Annotated in this window: 18 protein-coding genes; 13 read left to right on the top strand and 5 right to left on the bottom strand. The window is 73.6% G+C overall.

What is annotated here, in order from left to right; translation table 11 throughout:
• Nucleotides 1-6: 6 nt before the first annotated feature.
• Complete coding sequence (locus J2S44_RS07090; protein ID WP_310410010.1) at nucleotides 7-630, top strand: TetR/AcrR family transcriptional regulator; 624 nt, start codon at nucleotides 7-9, stop codon at nucleotides 628-630.
• Here the strand turns inward: J2S44_RS07090 and J2S44_RS07085 are convergent.
• Entirely contained in the window at nucleotides 600-3,698 is a 3,099-nt protein-coding gene (locus tag J2S44_RS07085; protein ID WP_310410008.1) for a glycoside hydrolase, read from the bottom strand. The genes J2S44_RS07090 and J2S44_RS07085 overlap by 31 nt on opposite strands.
• A gap of 259 nt (nucleotides 3,699-3,957) precedes the next feature.
• On the opposite strand from J2S44_RS07085, the gene J2S44_RS07080 reads away from it, so the two are divergent.
• Nucleotides 3,958-4,464, top strand: a complete 507-nt coding sequence (locus tag J2S44_RS07080) for a SigE family RNA polymerase sigma factor (RefSeq protein WP_374727960.1) — start codon at nucleotides 3,958-3,960, stop codon at nucleotides 4,462-4,464.
• Between the two features lie 14 nt (nucleotides 4,465-4,478).
• Nucleotides 4,479-5,804: a hypothetical protein gene (locus J2S44_RS07075; RefSeq protein WP_310410005.1), complete on the top strand. Its 1,326-nt coding sequence runs from the start codon at nucleotides 4,479-4,481 to the stop codon at nucleotides 5,802-5,804.
• Between the two features lie 53 nt (nucleotides 5,805-5,857).
• On the opposite strand, the gene J2S44_RS07070 is transcribed toward J2S44_RS07075, so the two are convergent.
• Nucleotides 5,858-7,063, bottom strand: coding sequence for a hypothetical protein (locus J2S44_RS07070; RefSeq protein ID WP_310410003.1), 1,206 nt, complete (start codon nucleotides 7,061-7,063; stop codon nucleotides 5,858-5,860).
• A 61-nt stretch (nucleotides 7,064-7,124) separates the two neighbouring features.
• On the bottom strand, nucleotides 7,125-7,970 hold the full coding sequence (locus tag J2S44_RS07065; RefSeq protein ID WP_310410001.1) for a peptidoglycan-binding domain-containing protein: 846 nt from the start codon (nucleotides 7,968-7,970) through the stop codon (nucleotides 7,125-7,127).
• A 133-nt stretch (nucleotides 7,971-8,103) separates the two neighbouring features.
• Between J2S44_RS07065 and J2S44_RS07060 the strand changes: the two genes are divergently transcribed.
• The 3 genes from J2S44_RS07060 (at nucleotide 8,104) to J2S44_RS07050 (ending at nucleotide 11,803) form a co-directional block, all read left to right on the top strand.
• Complete coding sequence (locus tag J2S44_RS07060) at nucleotides 8,104-8,634, top strand: GNAT family N-acetyltransferase (protein WP_310409999.1); 531 nt, start codon at nucleotides 8,104-8,106, stop codon at nucleotides 8,632-8,634.
• 114 nt (nucleotides 8,635-8,748) lie between these two features.
• Entirely contained in the window at nucleotides 8,749-10,263 is a 1,515-nt protein-coding gene (locus tag J2S44_RS07055) for a methyl-accepting chemotaxis protein (RefSeq protein WP_374727807.1), read from the top strand.
• A 547-nt stretch (nucleotides 10,264-10,810) separates the two neighbouring features.
• Complete coding sequence (locus tag J2S44_RS07050; RefSeq protein ID WP_310409996.1) at nucleotides 10,811-11,803, top strand: SDR family NAD(P)-dependent oxidoreductase; 993 nt, start codon at nucleotides 10,811-10,813, stop codon at nucleotides 11,801-11,803.
• A gap of 6 nt (nucleotides 11,804-11,809) precedes the next feature.
• Here J2S44_RS07050 and J2S44_RS07045 read toward each other — a convergent pair whose 3' ends face one another.
• Nucleotides 11,810-12,358, bottom strand: coding sequence for a TetR/AcrR family transcriptional regulator (locus J2S44_RS07045; protein ID WP_310409994.1), 549 nt, complete (start codon nucleotides 12,356-12,358; stop codon nucleotides 11,810-11,812).
• A gap of 154 nt (nucleotides 12,359-12,512) precedes the next feature.
• Here J2S44_RS07045 and J2S44_RS07040 point away from each other — a divergent pair, with 154 nt between their 5' ends.
• From J2S44_RS07040 to J2S44_RS07030, 3 genes are all read left to right on the top strand, one after another.
• Nucleotides 12,513-13,775, top strand: a complete 1,263-nt coding sequence (locus J2S44_RS07040) for a sensor histidine kinase (RefSeq protein ID WP_310409992.1) — start codon at nucleotides 12,513-12,515, stop codon at nucleotides 13,773-13,775.
• A complete protein-coding gene (locus J2S44_RS07035) occupies nucleotides 13,772-14,437 on the top strand; it encodes a response regulator (protein ID WP_310409990.1) in 666 nt (221 codons plus the stop codon). The genes J2S44_RS07040 and J2S44_RS07035 overlap by 4 nt, the downstream gene beginning before the upstream one ends.
• Nucleotides 14,438-14,501: 64 nt before the next feature.
• Nucleotides 14,502-15,044 (top strand): ricin-type beta-trefoil lectin domain protein, encoded by a 543-nt coding sequence (locus J2S44_RS07030; protein ID WP_310409987.1) that lies wholly within the window; start codon nucleotides 14,502-14,504, stop codon nucleotides 15,042-15,044.
• Nucleotides 15,045-15,111: 67 nt separating this feature from the next.
• Here the strand turns inward: J2S44_RS07030 and J2S44_RS07025 are convergent, their stop codons facing one another.
• Nucleotides 15,112-16,668, bottom strand: a complete 1,557-nt coding sequence (locus J2S44_RS07025) for an FAD-dependent oxidoreductase (protein WP_310409986.1) — start codon at nucleotides 16,666-16,668, stop codon at nucleotides 15,112-15,114.
• A gap of 92 nt (nucleotides 16,669-16,760) precedes the next feature.
• On the opposite strand from J2S44_RS07025, the gene J2S44_RS07020 reads away from it, so the two are divergent.
• The 4 genes from J2S44_RS07020 (at nucleotide 16,761) to J2S44_RS07005 (ending at nucleotide 21,557) form a co-directional block, all read left to right on the top strand.
• Nucleotides 16,761-17,750: a Bug family tripartite tricarboxylate transporter substrate binding protein gene (locus J2S44_RS07020; protein WP_310409984.1), complete on the top strand. Its 990-nt coding sequence runs from the start codon at nucleotides 16,761-16,763 to the stop codon at nucleotides 17,748-17,750.
• Complete coding sequence (locus tag J2S44_RS07015; RefSeq protein ID WP_310409983.1) at nucleotides 17,747-18,352, top strand: tripartite tricarboxylate transporter TctB family protein; 606 nt, start codon at nucleotides 17,747-17,749, stop codon at nucleotides 18,350-18,352. Before J2S44_RS07020 ends, J2S44_RS07015 begins: the two co-directional genes overlap by 4 nt.
• A 1-nt stretch (nucleotide 18,353) precedes the next feature.
• Nucleotides 18,354-19,841 carry a tripartite tricarboxylate transporter permease gene (locus J2S44_RS07010; protein WP_310409981.1) on the top strand — a complete coding sequence of 496 codons (1,488 nt, stop codon included), beginning with the start codon at nucleotides 18,354-18,356 and terminating at the stop codon, nucleotides 19,839-19,841.
• Between the two features lie 78 nt (nucleotides 19,842-19,919).
• Complete coding sequence (locus J2S44_RS07005; protein WP_310409979.1) at nucleotides 19,920-21,557, top strand: methyl-accepting chemotaxis protein; 1,638 nt, start codon at nucleotides 19,920-19,922, stop codon at nucleotides 21,555-21,557.
• Nucleotides 21,558-21,594: the final 37 nt, after the last annotated feature.

The following is a 21,594-nucleotide window of genomic DNA, read 5'->3' as shown; positions in this document are numbered from 1 at the left end:
GCGCGGATGGCCGGGACGAGGCGGGTCGCCAACGATCCCCTGCGCAAACAGCGCATCCTGGACGCGGCGCTGGTCGTGATCCAGCAGGCGGGCGTGCACTCCACCACGCACCGCCGCATCGCCGAGGCCGCGGGCGTGCCGCTCGGCTCGCTCACCTACTACTTCGACGGGCTGCCGGACATCATCGAGCAGGCGTTCCGGTACCTGTCCGACACGATGTCCGGGCACTACCGCGCGGCGCTGGCGGCGGCGCCGGACCCGGCGGCGGCCTGCGCGGCGGTGACGGACCTGATCTGCGGCGGCGACTACACGTCGCCGCGCGAACAGACCCTGATCTACGAGATGTACGCGTACGCGAACCACGACCCGGCGGTCGCCGAGATCGCCCGCGCCTGGGTGCGGCGCAGCCACGCCAGCCTGGCGCTGCACTTCGACGAGCGGGCCTGCCGTGCGATGGACGCGCTGATCGAGGGCTGGTCGATGCACCGGGTCCTGGAGGGCGCGCCGCTGGACCGCGACATGGTGCTCGCCACGATCACCGCGATCGCGGCCCGGTTCCCGCTCCGCGCGGACGCGCGGAGCGGGACCATCGAAGGGGCTCAGTCGCGCCGGACCAGGTCCAGCCGGTAGGTGCGGGTCTGCGTGCCGTCCTCGCCGGTCACCGTGATGATCCGGGTGCGGCCGTCCGCGCGGATCGTGACGGTGGCGTAGGGGTCCGCCGGCACGGCCGTGACCACGGCGTTCTCCGGCTTCCGCACCTCGGCCCGGTAGCGGTCCCGGTCCGGGTCGAAGCCGCGCACCGGGACGCCGTCCACGCTCAGCGCGCGCAGCGCCGCGTCCGCGGCGACACCCGGTGCCTTCGCGAGCACCTCCAGCTCGGCCACGGTCAGGTAGCCGTTCGGCGTGGTGGTCAGCACCACGCAGACCGTGTCCGTCGGGCTGCCCGCGAGCGGCACCCGTGCGACGGTGCCGTCCACCGGCGTCTCCGTGCCGGTGCAGGAGCCGTCCGCGGCCGGGACCCCGGCGCGGACGCTCTGCGCGATGCCGGCGCCGGCCGCGCCGTCCCGGTAGAAGTGCACGACGACGCCGGTGACGTCGCGCGGTGCCGGGAGCGTGACGGTGAGCGTCTCGGACGGGGTACGGCCGGTGGACCGCCAGTTCGACCAGGCCTTGTCCGTGGTGACGCCGTTCGTCAGGCCCGCGGTCGAGTAGCCGCCCTCGGTGAACGTGGCCGTCACGTCCGGCCCGGTCACGGCCGCGTCGACCGGCGCCGTCACCTGGACGCGCACGACGGCGGGCACGGTCCGGCCGCCGGCCGGCCGCGCGGTGCCGGCCACGTCGACGACGCCGGTCGTGGTCAGCGGCGGGATCGGGCCCCAGGTGACCGGCAGCTCCGCCCGCCCGCCGTGGTCGCCGACGCCGACGACGGTCGCGGGCAGCGCCGGCGTGCCACCCGGGTACGCCTTGGCCCGCGCCGGCTCGGTCGACCGGAACGTGTCCACGGTGACCTCGGCCGTCGCCGGGACCGTCCGGCCCAGCACGTCGGTCGCGGTGCCGCGGACGGTCACCGTGCCCGGCTTCCGCCACACCTTGGCGGGCGGCATCGTCCAGCTCACCGGCAGCGCGCGGGTGGCGCCGCCGGGCACCGTCGCGGTCACGGTCGCGGGCAGCGCCGGTACCCGGCCGGGCAGCGTGTACGTCCGCGCCGGAACCGTGCCGGAGACGGTCTCGTCGCGCAGCGCCCAGCGCTGGTTCGCGCCGGACGTCGGCGTCCAGAGCCCGGCCGGCGAGCCGTCCGCGGTCGCCTGGCCCGGCACCTCCAGCACCCGGCGCGCGGCCACGTTGATCAGCGTGTACGTCCCGTCGCCGGTGGTGGACACGGTCCACAGTGCACCGTCGTCGGCCGCGCCGGCCGGTGTCTCGGTCAGCACCGTGCCGCCGCGCACGGCCAGCCGCTGCCCGGTGCCCGCGTTCGTCACCGTGTACCGCGCCCGGTTGCCCGCCGAGTCGCCGGCCAGCGTCCACAACTGGTCCGCGCGGGCCGGGTCGCCGGTGCGGATCGTGGCGTCCGCGCTCAGCGACCGGCCGCTCTGCACCCCGTCCAGCCGGTACGTGTGCGTCGCGTCGATGTGCGGCACGGCCACCGCGGACACGCCGGTGACCAGGAACGTGGTCACCGACTCGGCCGGCACGGTCACCGTGGCCCGCCGCTGCGCGACCGGCACCGCGTCACCGCGCACGAGTTTCCCGGACGCGCTGGTCATCACCGGGGTGACGGTGGCGTTCGCGGCGACGGTGCCGAAGCGGGACAGGTCCAGCGTGACGTCCCGGGCCGTGGCGGCCGGGTTCGCGTGCACCACCGTGGCGCCCCGGCCGTCCGCCGTGACCGCGGCCGCGCTGGCCGTGTCGTTCACCTTGACCAGGTGGTCGCCGGGCCGGATGAAGTGGGTGAAGTTGCGGATCGTGTCGTACTTCGTGTTCGTCCTGATCGGGCAGGTCGCCAACGTGTCCGCCGCGGTGCAGTCGAACGGCACGTGGATGCTGCCCCACTGCAGGTTGCCCTCCGCGACCATGTTGTCCGCGTCCTCGATCGGTTGCCACAGCACCCACGCGGTGGGTTCCAGCTCGCGCAGGTCGTCGATGATCCGCTGCGCCATGCCGAGGCCGGAGTCCATGCTCGTGTAGTCGTTGCCCCAGCTGCCCTCGACCTCGCTCATCCACAGCGGGCGCTGCTCGGCCTTGGCCACGTCGCGCGCGGCGGTCCGCTGGCCGGTGCCGTACGTGTGCACGTTCAGCTGTGACACCGCGTCCCGGGCGGCCGGGGTGAGGCCGTACCAATCGGTGACGAACGTGCCCGGGTTCGTCTCGTCCGGGGCGGAGACGCGCGCGTCGGTACGGGCGGTGGCCAGCCGGGCGGCCAGCGCCTCGATCACCGTGGCCTGGAGCGCGGGCCCGGCGTGCGCACCCTCCTGACGCCCGCCGGTCGGCTGCCCGTCCGGCCCGAGCGTGGTGCCCCAGTAGGTGGTGTTCGGCTCGTTCAGCGGGTCGATCGTGTCGAACGCGATGCCGTGCGAGGCCTCCAGGTGCTCGGTGACCCGCACCAGGTACTCCGCGAACTCGTCCGCCCGGTCCGCGCGGATCTGGTCCTGCGACGGGTCGAAGCCGCCGCTGACGTACCCGCTGACGGTCTGGAACCACGGCGGTGAGTTGCTGAACGCCTCCCACGTGTCGACCCGGTCCTTGACCCGGTCGACCCACCAGCGCTGGCGCGGGTCCGCGTCCCAGTCCCAGTGGTCCGGGTTCGCCGGGTCCCACCACTCCCGGTCCTGCGGGCCGAGCGTGGCCGGCGCCTTCCACCAGCCCGGGACCGCACCGCCCGGGCGCAGGTAGGGCTCGACCGCGGGCGCGTTGCCGCCGCCGATGTTGTAACGCGCGATGTTGAGGTTGAGCCCGTCCGCGCCGAAGACCATGTCCACCAGGCGTTCCCGGATCTCGTCCGGGTAGCCGCCGGTGGCGTTCGCCATCCAGACCAGGCTGGTGCCCCAGCCCTCGAATTCCTGCTGCTGGTAGGAGGGGTCGACGGTGACGGTGTGTGCCACGTTCGCGGCGGCTGCCGCGGGTGACGCCGGGAGCACGGCGAGCCCGGCGGCGGCGAGCACGGCCGCGACGCCGGCGGCCGTCGGGGGGAGGAAGCGCATCGGCTGCCTTTCCGCTCGATGGGGACGGCCCCGGGGCGGCCGGTGGCGGCCACCCATGATCGATGTTTACGTAAACATCGACGGGCCTTCGGAAAGTCCATCGTGGTGATCGACGCGTGTCAAGGTGTTCCGGCTGCGTACCGTGCGGAGGCGGCAGTTCTGTTACCAAGGCGATCGGGTGCAACCGCCCGTGGCGTGGACGCGTGTTGATCGCGAACGGCGGGGGACGCCGCGACACAACGGGGAGGGACGGATGACCATGGTCAGCGCAGCGACCAGGGCATTGACCGACGACACAGGACCGCCGACGTTCGAGTCGTTCTACGCGGCGTACTTCCAGCGGTTGTCACTGCAGCTGTTCGCGTACACCGGTGACTTCGGACAGGCCCAGGACGTCGTGCAGGAGGCATTCTGCCGGGCCCTTCCCCGGTGGGAGAAGGTCTCCCGCTACGACGACCCGCTCGCCTGGCTGCGCAAGGTGGCCTGGAACCTGGCGACCAGCCGGTTCCGCCGCCTGCGCGTCCAGCAGGCACACGCCCGTCGTCATCGTGAGGAACACGTCGATGGACCCGGTCCCGACCGGGTCGCGCTGGCCCGCGCGCTCGCCACGCTCCCGGAGAAGCACCGGCGCGCCGTCATCCTCTACCACCTCGCCGATCTGTCCATAGCGCAGATCGCCGAGCAGGAGGACGTCGCCGAGGGGACCGTCAAGTCCTGGCTGCACCGCGGCCGCACCGCCCTCGCCGTCCAGCTCACCGACGCCTGAAACGGAGCACTCCCATGATGGACGAAGAGTTCCACTCGAGCGCGATCGACGACGCGTTCGCCTCCTTCCGCAGCGGCTCCGCCCTGCCCGCGCCGGTCGGCCCGGCCGCGGCACGCGCCACCGTGCGCCGGCGGCGTCAGGTGCGCGCCGGTGTCACCGGTGGCCTGACCGCACTGCTCATCGCGGCTCCGGTGGCCGCCTACGCGGCCGGGGTGATCGGCACGACCGATCCGCCGGTCACACCGGCCACCGCGCCACCGTCCCCGTCCGTCCCCAGCCCGTCGCCGTCGCCGTCCCCGTCGGCGAGCGGGGACGGTCCCGGAACGGTGCCGGACGGCCGGATCGACGAGGAGACGCTGCGGGACTCGACGATCGAGCTGTCCGCCTGGCCGCACGCGGGCCGGGACCACTGCCCGGCCGGTCCGCAGCGGTTCACCGACCATCCGCCCGGCCAGGCGACCGGCCCGCAGGTCATGCTGGAGTCCGTCGTCCATGTCGACGTCGACAGCGACGGGGCCGAGGAGACCGCCGCGGTGATCACCTGCCAGTGGACGCAGGCACCGGAACTGCGGGTCGTCGTCTTCGACCGGGACGAGAACGGGAAGATCATCACGGTCGGCGACGTGATCGCGACGAAGTCCAACGGCCGGGTGGACGGCGTGCCGGAGAACATCCGCGGCGTCCGGGCGTCCGGCAACGACGTCCAGGTCGAGGTCGGCGATCTGATGATCTGCTGCGCCGGTCCGGTCGACGCGATCCAGTGGCAGTGGCGCACCTACTCGCTGGACGGTGACACCTTCCGGCAGACCGGCGGCGAGACCCGGTTCCAGCCGAACCCGGACGCCGGCGTGGACACCGGTTCCTCGCCCTCACCGACCGGCTCTCCCGGCAGGCTGGACGACCTGCGGGTGGAGTCCGCCACGATGTCGGGCACGACCACCGGCGGCACGTTCACCGGCACGCTCAGCATCACGTTCCGCAACGGCGGGCCGCAGTCGGTCCACCCGGTTCTCGGGATCGCGCTCCCGCAGGGCGCGGAGCTCAAGACCGTGCCGTCCGGGTGCGCGCGCGACGACGACGCCGGCGTCGGCAACCCGGACGGGGAGAAGCGTGCGACCTACGTCTGCCCGTATCCGGTGACCCGCGGCGGCAGCGAGGTCAAGGCCGGCCCGTTCGAGGTCACCGGCCCGGCGTCGGCGTTCCCGCCCGGCGCGTCGAAGGTCGCCTACGTCGAGGTCCGCGGCGCCGCGAACCCCGGTGTGTGGCCGGCCCCCGGCGACGCGATGCCGGAGGCGAACCTGGTCAACAACTTCACCAACGTGCCGTTCACGGTCGGCTGATCGACGGGGCCCTTCGCCGCGCGGGGAAGGGCCCCGTCCCACCGGTACACGTCTCAGCCCAGCACGTACACCAGCTCGTCCAGCCATGCGCCGTGCCGGCCGCTGACCCGGACCAGGTGCACGAAGTCCCGCGCCGCCGCCCGCAACGCCGGGCCGGCCTGCGGTCGCAGCCGTTCCATCAGGTACTCGATCGGCACCGAGTCGTCCAGCGCCTCGCGGAACGCGTCCGTCACGCCGGCCTCCAGCACGGCCAGCGCGGGATCCAGCGGCGCGGCCACGCCCGCCACGATCCGGTCCCAGCGCCGCAACCGGTCCACCGGTGACGGGCGGCCGGATCCGTACCGGTCGGTCATCGCGGCGGCCAGGTGCGCGCGCAGCACCGACGACCGCACGCTCGCCGCGGCCGGGTAGGTCAGGTGGTCGAGCCGGCCGTCGCCGTGGCCGAGCATGACGCAGAACGCGCGGCAGCGCTCCGCGGCCGAGACCACGGACGCGGTCAGCAGCAGCTCGCCGAGCACGCGAACCGGATGGCCGCCGTCCGGCAGCAGCCGCGCGGACGCCTCGATCAGCACGTCCGCCGCGAACATGTCGGCCACGGTCTCGGCGCGCACGTCCGCCGGGCGCAGCGGCCGCCGGTGCAGCACGTCGCCGATCAGGTCGTGACCGTCGTGCCGCCGCGCGGCCAGCAGCATGGTGCGCACGGACGCGTCGGAGAGCGGGCCGCGCGCGTACGTGCGCGGGTCCGCGAAGTGGCCGAACTCGTGCGCGAGCGCGAAGAACCACAGCGCCAGCCGGTCCTCGGAGTCGGCGGCGGACTCCAGCGTGCCGGTGTGCGGCGCGGTCCAGTCCCGGTCCAGGAACGCGGCCACGCCGCACCGCGCGGCCAGATCCGGGTTGCCGAGCCGGAGCGCGGTCTCCGCCAGCAGGTGCAGGACCGCCTGGCGGCAGAGGATCCGGCGGGTCCGGGCGGTCAGCCCGTCGGTCAGCAGCACCGTGCGGAGCAGCAGGCCGGCCGCGAGCGAGCGGCGGCTCCACGCCACCGCCGGGCACGGCAGGCCGGGCAGCGCCAGCACCTCGGGCGTGCCGTCGTCGACCCAGACCAGCGTGGTGTCCGCGCCGAGCCGGGCCGCCACGATGTCCAGCACCACGTTCATCGGCGTGTCCGGCTCCCGCGGATAGACCGACCAGGCCACGCCCGCGCCGACGACCGCCGGGACGGTGCGCCGCAGACGCTGCCGCAGCAACTGGTCGGCCTCCACCGGCCAACTATCGGCCAGAATCGATAGCCGGCGGAAGGGGCCGTCAGGTCATCTGTCGGTCCTATGCCAGCGCGGCCACGGTCGCCGGGACCGCCGTGCCGAGCGCGGCCCAGGTGGCCGGGCCTGCCACGCCGTCCTCGCGCAGCACGTGCGCACGCTGGAAGCCGCGCAGCGCCAACTCCGTCTCCAGGTCCAGCACGCCGGTCACCTCCGCCAGGTAGCCGAGCACCAGCAGCCGCTCCTGGAGCAGCACCACCTCGGCACCGCTGTCCTGCGCGTGCAGCTCCGCGCGGTGGCCCAGCGGGCGGTACCAGAGCACGTCCGGGTCCCAGTGGTTGTCCACCGCGTGCGCGGCCGTGCGGAACAGCGCGCGGTCGGCCGCGTTCCGCTGCGTGGCGCCCTGGATGCGGCCGTGGTCCGCGGCGGCCCGCCAGTCACCGACCGCGCAGTCCGCGCGCAGCACCGGCCAGCCGGAGAAGTCCGGGCCGTGCGCCCAGGCCAGGCTGAGCAGCGCCAGCTGGGCGTCGGCCGGCCAGCGCGGGAACCCGGCGAACTCCGGCGTGCGGATCAGCCGGTCCTCCAGCGCGGCCAGCCGGCGCGCGGCCAGCTCGTCCACGCCGTCCTCGGTGAGCCGGACCGCGGTGTGCCCGGCGAACTCCTGCGGCCGCCCGGCCAGGTCCGGCCGGGACTGCACAGCCGAGTACGCCTCCCGGATCTGCCGCGTGGAGGCGCCCGCGGCCGGCTCCTCGGCCAGCACGAACGGCAGCGTGGCCGCCTCGTCCACGGACTCCAGCCGGCACCCGGTGCCGATCGTGACCAGGCCCCAGCCGTCCAGGTAGAGGTACGGCCAGCGGCCCTCGATGGGCTCGGTGAACGCCAGGAACGCGTCGGAAACGGAGCTTCTCATGCGAAGAGCGTAGGGACCGCCGTACCGCTATGCCAGGATTTATGGGTTTTTCGCGCTGATGTGCAGGCCGAGATGCCATGTCGGTTGAGTCGCGGATCAAGCCCCGGTCCGGGGTCTCGGCATACTGGGCGCCATGGTCGACATATCACTCGCCGCGGCCGGGTCCGCCGGCGACACCGCGTTCATCGCCGAGGTGACCGCGCTGGTCAACGACGTCTACGCGACCGGCGAGAAGGGCATCTGGCGCGACGAGACCGCCCGCACCGACACGGCCGAGATCGCGGCGTTCGTGCGGGCCGGCGAGATCGCCGTCGCCCGCCTCGGCACCGAACTGGTGGGCAGCGTCCGGGTGCAACGCCTGCCGGACGGCATCGGCGAGTTCGGCATGCTCGCGGCCCACCCGCGGCACCGCGGCACCGGCGTCGGGCGCGACCTGGTCGCGTTCGCCGAGGGCTGGGCGCGCGACCAGGGGCTGGGCGTGATGCAGCTCGAACTGCTCTACCCGACGGAGTGGCAGCACCCGGTCAAGTCTTTCCTGCGCGAGTGGTACACCCGCATCGGCTACCGGATCGTGCACAAGGCCGACTTCGCCGAGGCCTACCCGGCGCTGGCGCCGAAGGTCGCCACGCCGTGCGACTTCCTGGTCTTCCACAAGGCGCTCTGAACTGGAACGGCACGTATAACCGCGAAAGCACTCGAAACATCCTCACCTGGGTTTCTACTGGTAGGAGAGCCTGGGTGGGGGTTGATCATGGGTCTGTTCCGGACACGGAGCGCGGTGGGTACCGCACCGCGGCCGGTGCCGCGCGACGTGGAGTCGCTGGAGGCGCTGGTGCTCGCGCTGGACGGCGTCCAGGACGAGGCGAGCGCGTGGCGGATCACCGTGGAGAGCATGGTCCGGTCGTACGAGTTCGGCTACGGCGCGGTGTGGCTGCCGGACGGGCACGGCAACGTGGAGGTGCAGTTCGAGACCGGCCGGATCACGCCGCAGATGCAGGCCGTGATCGCGGGACGGCCGGTGCCGGACCGCGCCGGGCTGGTCGGCCGCGCGTTCCAGACCCGGCGCCCGATCTACATCGGCAGCATGACCGAGTGCGACGACTGCCTGCGCTGCCAGGCGGCCGGCCGGGAGGGGATGCTGGCCGCGGTCGTCATGCCGGTGCTGAAGAACAACAAGGTGCTGGCCGTCTTCGAGTACTTCTCGCCGACACCGCTGGACCTGGACGGCCCGCGCACCGAGAAGTGGATGTCCATCGCCCGCATCGCGGAGCAGGCACGCAGCAGCGCGATCGCGGCCGCGGAACTGCGGCAGGTGGCGGCCGACCGGCTCGCGGTCACCGAGGTGGTCACGAAGCTCGGCACGGCGCAGGACAGCCAGACCGCGCTGCGGATCGCGCTGGACACCGTGCGCAGCGCGTTCGGCTGGGCGTACGGCTCGTACTGGGAGATCGACCCGGCGGACAACGTGCTGCGGTTCCAGGTCGAGTCCGGTTCCGCCGGCGACGAGTTCCGGCGGGTGACGCTCGCGGCCACGTTCGCCGAGGGAGTGGGCCTGTCCGGCCGGGCCTGGCGGGCGCGGGACCTGGTGTTCGTGCGCGACCTCGCGGAGGTCACCGACTGCGTGCGCGCCCCGGCGGCGCAGCGCGCGGGCGTACGCTCCGGCGTCTGCTTCCCGATCATGAGCGGTGACCGGATCGCAGGCACCATGGACTTCTTCACCACCGAGTTCATCGAACTGTCCGACTCGCGGGCCGCGGCGCTGCGCAACGTGCAGCAGCTCGTCTCGCAGCGCCTCGAGGTGCTGCGCAACACGGAACGGGCCGCGGAGAACGCGCGGGCGCTGCTGGACACGGTCGCGCGCCTACGGTCGGCCAGCGAGGACGCCACCCACGTCGCGGAGGAGGCGGTCAGCCGCGCCACCACGATGACCGGCGAGGTGGCCGCGCTCGGCCAGGCCTCCGCCGCGATCGGCGACGTCATCAAGATCATTTCGTCGATCGCGGAACAGACGAACCTGCTCGCGCTGAACGCCACCATCGAGGCCGCGCGCGCCGGCGAGGCCGGCAAGGGCTTCGCCGTGGTGGCCGGCGAGGTCAAGGACCTGGCCCGGGAGACCGCCGAGGCGACCCAGAAGGTCGCCGACCAGATCGCCGGCATCCAGTCCAGCGCGGAGTCGGTCTCCGCCGGCATCCACACCACCAGCGAGACCATCGGCCAGATGGACGCGGTCCAGGCCCGGATCAACGAGGTCCTCGAGGAACAGGCCACCATGGCCCGCCGCTTCGAGGCCTGACGCGGTCCCGCGGTCCGCACGATCACCGTCGTGCGGACCATCTGCCCACTTCCGGCGTGGCCGCTTACCCAGTGCTCCCGCGGGCACCGCTCGGCCGCGGGCGGCCTCCCTGCCGGTCCCGCCGCCGGTCACCGAAACCCGGGCCACCCCACCACCCGCGGCCCCGCGCGCCGACATCCCACACGTGCAACGCGTGCGCCGACATTCCACACGTGTGCCGCGTCTCGCGCGGATGCGGAATTCCGCGGGTCACTTGGTTCCCGCTGGTCGCGCGTGACGCACGCTTTGTGCCGTCCGGCTCGTGCCGCGTCATTCGTGCTGCCCGGTTCGTCTCGCGCGGTTCGTGTCGGGCCCTTCGTGTCGGGCCCTTCGTGCCCGCCCGGTTCATGCCGTGCTTTTCTGCCGCCCCTTAGTGCCGCGCGGCTCGCCTCCCGTCGTTGGGCGGCCGTGCCCGATATTTCCGGATATCTCGGCCGAATGAGGCAGTGATCCTTCAGTCGCGTGACTGAGTAAACTAAGTTTACTTCGTTGCGAGAGGGGTTACGGCATGGAGAAGCGACCGAGAGCGCTGACCGCGAACAGCACGGTCGGCGACTGGCTGGACCACGAGAAGGGCGGGCCCGCGCTGCGTGAGCTGCTCGGCCGCGGCGGCATCGACGAGTCCGCGCTCGCGCCGGCGCGTTCGCTGCCGCTCGGCAAGCTCGTCGAGCTGAGCCAGGGCCGGATGCCGGCGGAGGTCGTCGACGGCCTGGTGCTGGCCGTCAACGACGGTGTCGTGCCGGACGAGGACGACGGCGCCTGGACCGAGCGGATCACGCCGGGCCGGTTCGCCGGGAAGACCGTGATCGTCACCGGTGCCGCGTCCGGCATCGGCCGGGCCACCGCCTCCCGGATCCTGCGTGAGGGCGGCCGGGTGGTCGCGGTGGACCTGGCCGAGGACCGGCTGCGCGAGCTCGACGGCGACGTCGTGCCGGTCGCCGCGGACGTCACGGACCAGGCGGCCGTCGACCGGATCGTGGCCGCGGCCGGCCCGCGCATCGACGGCCTCGCCAACGTCGCCGGCATCTCCGACGACTTCTCCGCCGCGCACTCCACCACGGACGCGATGTGGGACCGGATCTTCGCGGTGAACGTGGACGGCCTCTTCAAGCTCACCCGCGCGGTGCTGCCCGCGATGCTGGACGCCGGGCGCGGCGCGATCGTGAACATCGGGTCCGAGGCCTCCGTGCGCGGCAACGCGGCCGGCGTCGCCTACACGGCCGCGAAGCACGCGGTCGTCGGGATCACCCGCAACTGCGCGTTCATGTACGGCGACCGCGGCATCCGGGTCAACGCGGTCGCGCCCGGCGGCGTGGCGACCGGCATCACGCCGCCCAGTGACGAGTTCGGCCGCGCACGGACCGGGCCGTTCATGCGGCTCATCCCGGGAGTGGCGATGCCCGAGCACCTGGCCGCGTCGATCACGTTCCTGCTCAGCGACGACGGCATCAACATCAACGGTGCGGTGCTGCCCTCGGACGGCGGCTGGTCGGTCCAGTAGCGCCGGTCAGGGCGTGAGGACGGCCTGCAGCAGCGCGCCGTACCGTACCGCCAGATCATCGGGGTCGGCGGCGAGCAGTTCCGCGTCGCCGACCACCCACAGCGCATAGGTCAGGCCGCCGACCAGCGCACCGGCGATCCGCGCCCGGAGATCCGCGTCCGGGCCGGAGAGCCGGGCGCGCAGCGGTGCCACGAACGACCGCTCGTGCACCTCGCGCAGCCGGCCCGCGATCGAGGCCTCGCCGCTGCCGCCGACCAGCGCCAGATAGGCGCCCTTGACGTGCGCCTCGGACCGGAGCACGACGTCGATGAACCGCGGGCCCAGCTCGGACAGCGGCACGCGCAGCAGCGGCTCGTCGTCGATGGTCAGGTCCATCGTCTCCAGGAACAGCAGCTCCTTGCTGCCGAAGTAGCGGATGACCAGCGCCGGGTTCGCCTGCGCGTCGGTCGCGATGTCCCGCACCGACGTGCGCGCGTATCCCCGTTCCCGGAACAGCCGGGCCGCCGACGACCGGATCTCCTCCCGCGTCGCGTCCGCCGATCCCCGCCTGACCATGCGCGACATCCTAATTCGCGGCGTTCCGGCCGGCCGGGTCCCCCGCGCGGGAGACCACCGGTTGATCCCCGGACGGGGATTGCTCCGCGGCCCCGGGCCCATAGCGTCGGCGGTGTCGCGCGGCACCGGCCGTGCCCGGCCGCGGAGGAGTGCCATGCCGACCCGTACGGGCCTGGGTGCGGGGCCCGGCGCCGGACGGCCGGTGCGTGGCCGCGCCGTGGTGCCGGTGAGCAACCGCTACGCTGCCCGGGTGCTGCAGCGGCTGCCGTGGATCGAGCGGATCCGCCGCGTCTGGCGGGCACGCAGCGTCACGGAACGCGACGGCGTGGTGGCGCTGCTCCTCGTCGCGCCGGGCTTCTTCCCGCCGCTGGCGCAGATCGGCACCCGGCTGGGTGAGCTGCCGGAACGGCCGCTGGACGGGCTCGGCGTCGCGGCCGGGCTGGCCATGACGCTGCCGCTGGTGCTGCGCCGCACCCGTCCCGCGCTCGCGCTCGCGGCGGTCGCGGCCGGCTTCGCCGTCCAGGAGCTCGGCGGGTACGCGACGTTCGCCAGCGTCGGCCTGCTGGTGGCGCTGTACAGCGCGGGCGCGCACCAGTCGCGCTTCCGCCGGGCCGTCGCCGCGGCCGCGACCGTGAGCTACCTGCTGCTCGTCGCCGCGCTGGTCGCGGCCGGCTCGCCCACCCCGGCCGACGGATACCCGCTGCTCTTCGTGGCGCTGGCCGGCGCGTGGGGGATCGGGGCGTGGGCCCGCCGGGCGCGCGCCACCGAGGCCGAACGGCGCCGGCTCGCGGCCCGGGCCGCGCTGGCCGCGGAGCGCGAGCGGATCGCCCGCGAGCTGCACGACGTGGTCACCCACCACGTCACCGCGATGGTCGTGCAGGCCGGTGCCGCGCAGTTCGTGGCGTCCTCGCCGGAGAAGGTGACCGCGAACCTGACCGCGATCGGCGAGACCGGCCGGCGCGCGCTCGGTGAACTGCGCGACCTGCTCGGCGTGCTCGACCCGGCGCGCCGCGCGCCGATGGACCGGCTGCCCACGCTCGCGCAGGTCACCGAGCTGGTGGAGCAGGCGCGGGCGGCCGGCCAGCCGGTGGAGCTGCGCGCGGTGGGCGAGCACCCGGATCTGGGCGCGGGCCGGGAGCTGGCCGCCTACCGGGTGGTGCAGGAGGCGCTGACGAACGCGATGAAGTACGCGACCGGCGCCCGCACGCTGGTCCGGCTCACCTGCCGCGCCGACGGCCTCGACATCGAGGTCACCACGTCCGGCGCCGCCCGGGCCGCGCCCGGCGTGGGCGGCTCCGGCCGCGGCCTGGCCGGCCTGCGCGAGCGGGTCGAGCTGTTCGGCGGCGCGTTCGAGGCCGGCCCGCACCCGGACGGCTTCACCGTGCGGGCCCGCATCCCGGTAGGAGACCCCGGATGAGCATCACGGTTCTCGTCGCGGACGATCAGGCACTGATCCGGGCCGGCTTCGTCACGATCCTGGACGCGCAGGACGACATGACCGTGGTCGGCGAGGCCGGCGACGGCCGGTCCGCCGTGGACACCGCGCTGCGGCTGCGGCCGGACGTGGTGGTGATGGACGTGCGCATGCCCGTGCTGGACGGCATCGAGGCGACCCGCCGGCTGGCCGGGGCCGGCGTCCAGGAACCGATGAAGGTGCTGGTCGTGACGACGTTCAACCTCGACGAGTACGTGTACGAGGCGCTGCGCGCCGGTGCTGCCGGGTTCCTGCTGAAGGACGCGTCACCACACGCGTTCGTGGCCGGCGTGCGCACGGTCGCACGCGGCGACTCGCTGATCGCGCCCGAGGTCACCCGCCGGCTGATCGGCCGGTACGCGGCCCGCCTGCGCCCGGCCGATCCCGCGGTCACGGCCGGGTCCGCGCTCACGCCGCGCGAGCTGGAGGTGCTGCGGCTGATCGCGGCCGGCCACTCGAACGCGGAGATCGCGGCGCAGCTGGTGATCGGCGCGGAGACGGTCAAGACGTACGTCTCCCGGGTCCTCGCCAAGCTCGGTCTGCGCGACCGGGTGCAGGCGGTCGTCTACGCCTACCGCACCGGCCTGGTCAGCCTGAACGACTGACGCGCCGCCGCCCCGGTGCGACGATCGATCGTGACGGGGATCAGTCGGACACGGGGGATTTGTCATGATCGGGTGGCGAGGAAGCGCGGTGCTGTGCGGTGCACTGGCCGCGGTGACACTGCCGAGCGGCGCGGCCGTCGCGGCCGGCTCCGCGGTGCCGGCCGGGATCGCGTCGGCCGGGATCGCGCCGGCCGAGATCGTGCCGCCCGGGCCGGCGGTGGTGCGGAACGTGGGACTGGACGCGTGCCTGACCGCGGTCAGTGCCGCGACGGTCCTGATGGAGCCGTGCGACGGCAGTCCGCGCCAGGTCTTCCGGATCCAGCCGTCCGGCGGCGCCGGGCACATCATGATCAGGCACAACGGCTGGTGCGTGCGGACCGGCCCGGGCACCGCGCCGCGCGACCCGGCCCGCCTCGATCACTGCACCGAGGAGACGTCCTTCCTCCCCACGTCCCTCTGGCGCGACTCCCGCTTCGTGCTCTACCGGGCCGGCGGCCCGGGCTACTACCCGCTGCGCGCCGGCCAGGTCGGCGAGCCGCCGTTCGTCACCTGGACCGACGACGCGCCGGCGGCCTTCCAGGAGTGGCAGATCCGCCCCGCGATCTAGGCCCTGTATCGACGTGTGCGGCCGGGCTGCGGCGTGGTTCGAGCGCCGGCACCGGGCCCGGCGCCGGTCAGGCGAGGAGGCCGGCGCGGCGGCCGAAGACCGCGCCGGCGGTCAGGCCGGAGCCGCCGGGATAGTTGCCGCTGAACAGGCCGCCGAGCATCTCACCGCAGACGAACAGGCCGGGCAGGTGGCCGCCGCCCGCGGTCAGCACCCGGCCGTGGTCGTCCGCGCGGAGACCGCCGAACGTGAACGTGATGCCGCAGGTGACCGGGAACGCGTAGAACGGCGGCGTGCTGATCGGCAGCGCCCAGTTGCTCTTCGGCGGCGACGTGCGCGCCGCACGCCCGTCCTTGACGGACGGGTCGAACGGCGCCGACGTGTCGATGGACCGGTTGAACGCGGCGACCGTCTCGACGAACGTGTCCACGTGCACGCCCATCGCGTCCGCGAGGTCGGCGGGCGACGACGCGACGATCTCGGTCGCGCCCGGTGCGTCGTACTCCTCGGTGCGCAGCATCGGGCGGGTCGCGGCGTCGAAGACCTGGAACGCCACGCCGCCGGGCTGCCGCAGGATCTCCCCGCCGTACCGGGCGTAGGTGTAGTTCCGGAAGTCCGCGCCCTCGTCCAGGAAGCGCCGGCCGTCCCGGTTCACCACGATGCCCAGCGGATAGCTCTGCCGGGTCAGCCGGTTCGTCAGCGTGCGGTCGCCGGTCCCGGACGCGCCCGCGTCCCACGCCACGCTGTGGCACGACGACCAGTCGCCACCCCGGTCCGCGCCGGCCGCGAGCGCGGCGCGCAGCATGTCGCCGGTGTTCAGCGGCGTGCCGCGGACCAGCGCGCGTTCCCAGCCGTCGCCGAGGTACGCGCGCCGCCACTCCGGATCGGCCTCGAACCCGCCCGCGGCCAGCACCACGGACTCCGCCTCGACCGTGCCACCACCATCCGCGCCACCACCATCCGTGCTGCCGCCGCCCGAGTCCGAGCCCGCGGCCGTGCCGCCCGAGTCCTCGGTGCCGGCGGGCACGCCGAGGCCGGTCGCCGCGCGGTAGCGGACGCCGGTCACCCGGCCGTCGCGCAGCACCAGGGCCTCGGCGCGGTGGCCGTAGCGCACCTCGATGCCGGCCGCGGTGGCCGCGGCCGTGTGCTGTGCGATCAAGCCCTTGCCGCCGCCGGTGCTGCCGATCGCGAGGCCGCCCCAGAACGTGTGCCGGCCGGCCGCGTCCCGGTAGGACTGTCGCTCGTACATCAGGCGGAAGCGCAGCCCGCGCGTGTGCAGCCAGCCCAGCGTGGCGCGGCTCTCCGCGGCCAGCACGCCGGCCAGCACCGGGTCCGTGCGCCCCTCGGTCACCCGTTCCAGGTCGGCGACGAAGGCCTCCGCCGGGTACCGCGGGAGCACGGTCGCCGCGTGCCGGTCGTCGTGGTCCAGGATCCCGGCCAGGTCCGGCAGCCCCGCGTGCGCGACCCGGAACGCGCCGGCCGTGTAGTAGCTGTTGCCGCCGGCCTCGTCCGGCGCGCCCTTCTCCAGGAGCAGCACCCGGCGCCCGCGCCCGGCCGCGGCCAGCGCGGCGCAGAATCCCGCGTTGCCGCCGCCCACGACCACGACATCATAACGATCGTCGATCATGGAGGCCCCCACAACATTGAAAGTCTTGAAGATCCAACTAACTGAATGTATACAGAGACGGGTCGTCGAGTCCACGGCAAGGAGGCGGTGCGATGCGCTGGCGCAGTTCGGTGCCGTACGCGGCCGCCGCGCTGGTCGCGGTTCTGCTGGTCGCGACCACGCTGGCCGGGCGCGGCGGACAGGCCGACGCCGGGTTCCTGGACGGCCGTCAGCTGCGGCTGCTGGCACCGGCCGCACCCGGTGGCGGCTGGGACCAGACCGCTCGCGAGATGCAGGCCGCGCTGCGTGGGACGGCCGGCCGCACCGAGGTCTACAACGTGGCCGGCGCGGGCGGCACGATCGGTCTCAGCCAGTTCGTCCGGCACGACGGCGACCCGACCCAGATGATGGTGTTCGGGCTGGTCATGGTGGGTGCGATCGAGAGTGACGACGCGCCGGTGCGGCTGGACGAGACCACGCCGCTGGCCCGGCTCACCACCGACTACGAGATCCTGGTCGTGCCCGCGGACTCGCCGATCCGGGACCTGTCCCAGCTGACCGAGCGGATGCGCACCGACCTGCCGTCCGTGTCGTTCAGCGGCGGCTCGGCCGGCGGCGTCGAGCAGATCCTGACCGGGCTGATCGCGGGCGCGATCGGCGCGGACCCGGCCCGGGTCAACTACGTGGCGCACTCCGGTGGCGGCGAGGCGCTCGCCACGCTGCTCTCCGGCCGGGCCACCGCGGGCATCTCCGGTGTCTCCGAGATGATCTCCCAGATCGAGGCCGGTACGGTACGGCCGCTCGCGGTCTCCAGCGCGGCCCGGCTGCCGGACCTGCCGACCGTGCCCACGCTGCGCGAACAGGGTGTCGACGTGGAGCTGTCCAACTGGCGCGGAGCGGTCGCGCCGCCGGGGATCAGCGCGGCGGACGAGGCCGCGCTGGAGAAGCTGATCACCGACATGACCGCGAGCGAGGCCTGGCGCCGGACGCTCGCGGACCGTGGCTGGGGTGACGCCACGCTCACCGGACCGGAGTTCGAGACGTTCCTCGACGAGGAGCAGCGCCGCGTCGCGGACGTGCTGGCGAAGATGGGACTCGCATGACGGCACCGGAGGAACGACCGCCCGGCCCGCCCACGGCGAACGATCCCGCCGCGGCGAACGATCCCGCCTCGGCGAACGGTCTTGCCACGCCGGTCGACCCGCGGGACGGGGACGCGGCGGCCGGCGGGACGACGGAGCCCGACGAGGCGGGGGAGGAGCGCGCGACCCTGCTGCTCGCCCTGCTGATGATCGTGGGCGCCGTCGTGGTGCTGACCGACGCCGCGACGCTGCGGGGCGGCGGTGGGCCGGTCGGGCCGGCGGCAGCCCCGATGCTGCTCGGCGTGCTGCTCGGCACGCTGGGCCTGACCCTGTGCGTGCAGTCGCGCGGCGCCGTTCGTACCCTCGGGGCGTTGCGGGACCGGCGCGCGAGACTGGGCCGCCTGGCGGCACTGATCGCCGCGTTGATCGCGTTCGCGGTGGTGCTGCCGTTCGCCGGCTGGACGCTGTGTGCCACCGCGCTGTTCACGGCCGCCGCGCTGCTGCTCGGCGCGCCGCACCCACGCCGGATCGTCGCCTACGGCTTCGCGCTGTCCGGCACCGTGTTCTTGCTCTTCGACGGCCTGATCGGGCTGATCCTGCCGGCCGGACCGTGGGGGTTCTGACGTGGACGCGCTGCTGACCGGGTTCGCGGACGCGCTCACCCCGATGAACCTGCTGTGGGCGCTGATCGGCGTCACGATCGGCACCGCGGTCGGCGTGCTGCCCGGCATCGGCCCGGCGCTGACCGTGGCGTTGCTGCTGCCGGTCACGTTCCGGCTGGAGCCGGCGGCCGCGCTGATCCTGTTCGCCGGCATCTACTACGGCGGCATGTACGGCGGGTCCACCACGTCCATCCTGCTCAACACGCCCGGCGAGAGCGCGTCCGTGGTGACCGCGCTGGAGGGCAACCGGATGGCGCGCGCGGGCCGGGGCGCCGCCGCGCTGGCCACGGCCGCGATCGGCAGCTTCGTGGCCGGCACCATCGGCACGATCGCGCTGAGCTTCGCCGCGCCGCTGGTCGCGGACATCGCGGTCGGGTTCGGCCCGCCGGAGTACGTGGCGCTGATGGCGGTCGCGTTCGTCACGGTCAGCGCGCTGCTCGGCCCGAATCTGGTCAAGGGCGCGGCCAGCCTGGTCATCGGCGCCACGATCGGCCTGGTCGGCATCGACACGCTGACCGGTCAGCCGCGGCTGGACTTCGGCCTGCCCGCGCTGCTCGACGGCGTGGACGTGGTGATCGTGGTGGTGGCGCTGTTCGCGCTCGGCGAGGCGTTCGGTCACCTGATCGCGGGCACCGGCGACAGCCGGGTCAACCCGATCGGTGGCCGGGCCGTGCTGTCCCGCGAGGACTGGCGCCGGTCCTGGCCGGCCTGGCTGCGCGGCACCGCGATCGGGTTCCCGATCGGCAGCCTGCCGGCCGGTGGCGCGGACGTGCCCACGTTCCTCAGCTACTCGCTGGAGAAGCGGCTGTCGAAGCGGCGGCACGAGTTCGGCCGCGGCGCGATCGAGGGCGTGGCCGGTCCGGAGGCAGCGAACAACGCGGCCGCGGCCGGCGTGCTGGTCCCGCTGCTCACCATCGGGCTGCCCACGTCCGCGACCGCCGCGGTCATCCTCACCGCGTTCCAGTCCTACGGCCTGCAACCGGGCCCGCAGCTGTTCACCGAATCCGGCGATCTGGTGTGGGCGCTGATCGCCTCGCTCTACATCGGCAACGTGATGCTGCTGGTGCTGAACCTGCCGCTGGTGCGCCTGTGGGCGCGTCTGCTGACCATTCCGGCGTACGGCATCTACGCCGGCGTGCTGGTCTTCGCCACGCTCGGCACGTTCGCGGCCGGCGGCACCACCACGGACCTGCTGATCCTCATCGGCCTGGGCCTGATCGGGCTGCTGATGCGCCGCGCGGACGTGCCGGCCGCGCCCGCGGTGGTCGGCCTGATCCTGGCGCCGCTGGCCGAGCAGCAGTTGCGCCGCGCGCTGGCACTGTCCGACGGTGACTGGGGCATCCTGCTCTCCGGGCCGCTGACCGTGACGCTGTGGACGGTGGCGATCCTCGCGCTGCTGGCCCCGGCCGTGGTGGCGATGCGCCGCCGGGCCGCCGCGACCGACGACTGACGCCGCTTTCCCTCAACCGGGTCTGATTCGTGCCGATGGGGCATTCGCTGTGTCGTTCACGGGCGAAGGGCCTGTCTGATGAGTCAAGTCGCGGAGCACCGCTCGGGTGGCGTCCTCACCCGTCTGGTGGCCGATACGAAGGTACGTACCAAGATCCTGGCCTCGTCGGTCGTGGTCATCGCGATCACGATCCTGGTCGGCGTGCTGTGCGTGCAGCGCATGTCGTCGCTCGCCGCACAGCTCGACGACATGAACCGGGAGCAGGTCGCCGGCACCGCCCACCTCGGCACGATGCAACAGGGCCTCAGCGGGATGTTCCGCGGCATGCTGCTGTTCAGCCTCGGCGCCGACGCCGCCGCGAAGCAGGACGCCGTCGCGGACACCAAGGAGGCGGACACGATGATCAGCGACGCGCTGGCCGAGTACACCGCGCTCAACGTCGGCACCAACGCCAGCGCGGAGCGGACCACCGCGATCGAGGCGTTCACCACCGGGTTCACCGACTACACGAACCTGCGGGACGTGAACTACTTCCAGCTTCCGCTGCCGGCCGGCTACACGCTGCCGGCCGACCCGCTGGCCGCCTACGGCACGGCCGAGACGGCGATGCGGGACGGGCTCGCGCAGCTGCAGGAGCTGGAGGCGGCGGATTCCGCGGCGGCGGCCGAGGAGGCGCAGTCGTCGTACGCCAACGCCCGCAACACGCTGATCGCGGCCGTGCTGATCGGCGCGCTGATCGCGCTCGCGATCGGCCTGATGGTGGCCCGCGCGATCACCGCGCAGGTGCAGACCGTCGGTGACGCGCTGCGCGCCATGGCGTCCGGTGACCTGACCAAGGACGCGGAGGTGCGTGGCCGCGACGAGATCGGCGCGATGGCGATCGCCACGAACGCGGCCCGCGACGGCCTGCGCACCACGATCTCGGCGCTCTCCGAGAGCTCCCGGACGCTCGCGGACGGCGCCCGCCGGCTCTCCGCGTCGACCGAGCGGATCGCGTCCAGCGCGGCCGAGGCCGCCAGCCAGGCCGACGTGGTGTCGAACGCGGCCGGTGAGGTCTCCGCGAACGTCTCCACGGTCGCGGCCGGCTCCGAGGAGATGGGCGCCTCGATCCGCGAGATCAGCCAGAACGCGAACGACGCGGCCCAGGTCGCGGCGGAGGCGGTCGGCGTGGCCAACCAGACCAACGACACGATCGCGAAGCTCGGCGAGTCGTCCGCGGAGATCGGCAACGTGGTCAAGACGATCACCTCGATCGCGGAGCAGACGAACCTGCTGGCGCTGAACGCGACGATCGAGGCGGCGCGCGCGGGCGACGCCGGCAAGGGCTTCGCGGTGGTGGCCGGTGAGGTCAAGGACCTGGCGCAGGAGACCGCGAAGGCGACCGAGGACATCTCCCGCCGGGTCGAGGCGATCCAGGTCGACACGCAGAACGCGGTCGAGGCGATCGGCGAGATCAGCCGGATCATCGCGCGGATCAACGACTACCAGCTGACCATCGCGTCCGCGGTCGAGGAGCAGACCGCGACCACCGGCGAGATGAGCCGCAGCGTCGGCGACGCGTCCGGCGGCACGTCCGACATCGCCAGCAACATCAACGGTGTGGCGAACGCGGCCCGCGCCACCACGGAGTCGCTGGTCGAGGCCGGCGAGACGGTCGCCGACCTGAACCGCGTGGTCAGCGAGCTGGAGACGGTGGTCGGCCGGTTCCGCATCTGAGGTCAGAAACCGTGCGGGGGTACGGCCGTCGGCCGTA

Source organism: Catenuloplanes niger (genome assembly GCF_031458255.1).
Taxonomy (GTDB): Bacteria; Actinomycetota; Actinomycetes; order Mycobacteriales; family Micromonosporaceae; genus Catenuloplanes; species Catenuloplanes niger.
This window is presented reverse-complemented; position numbering and strand designations above follow the sequence as displayed.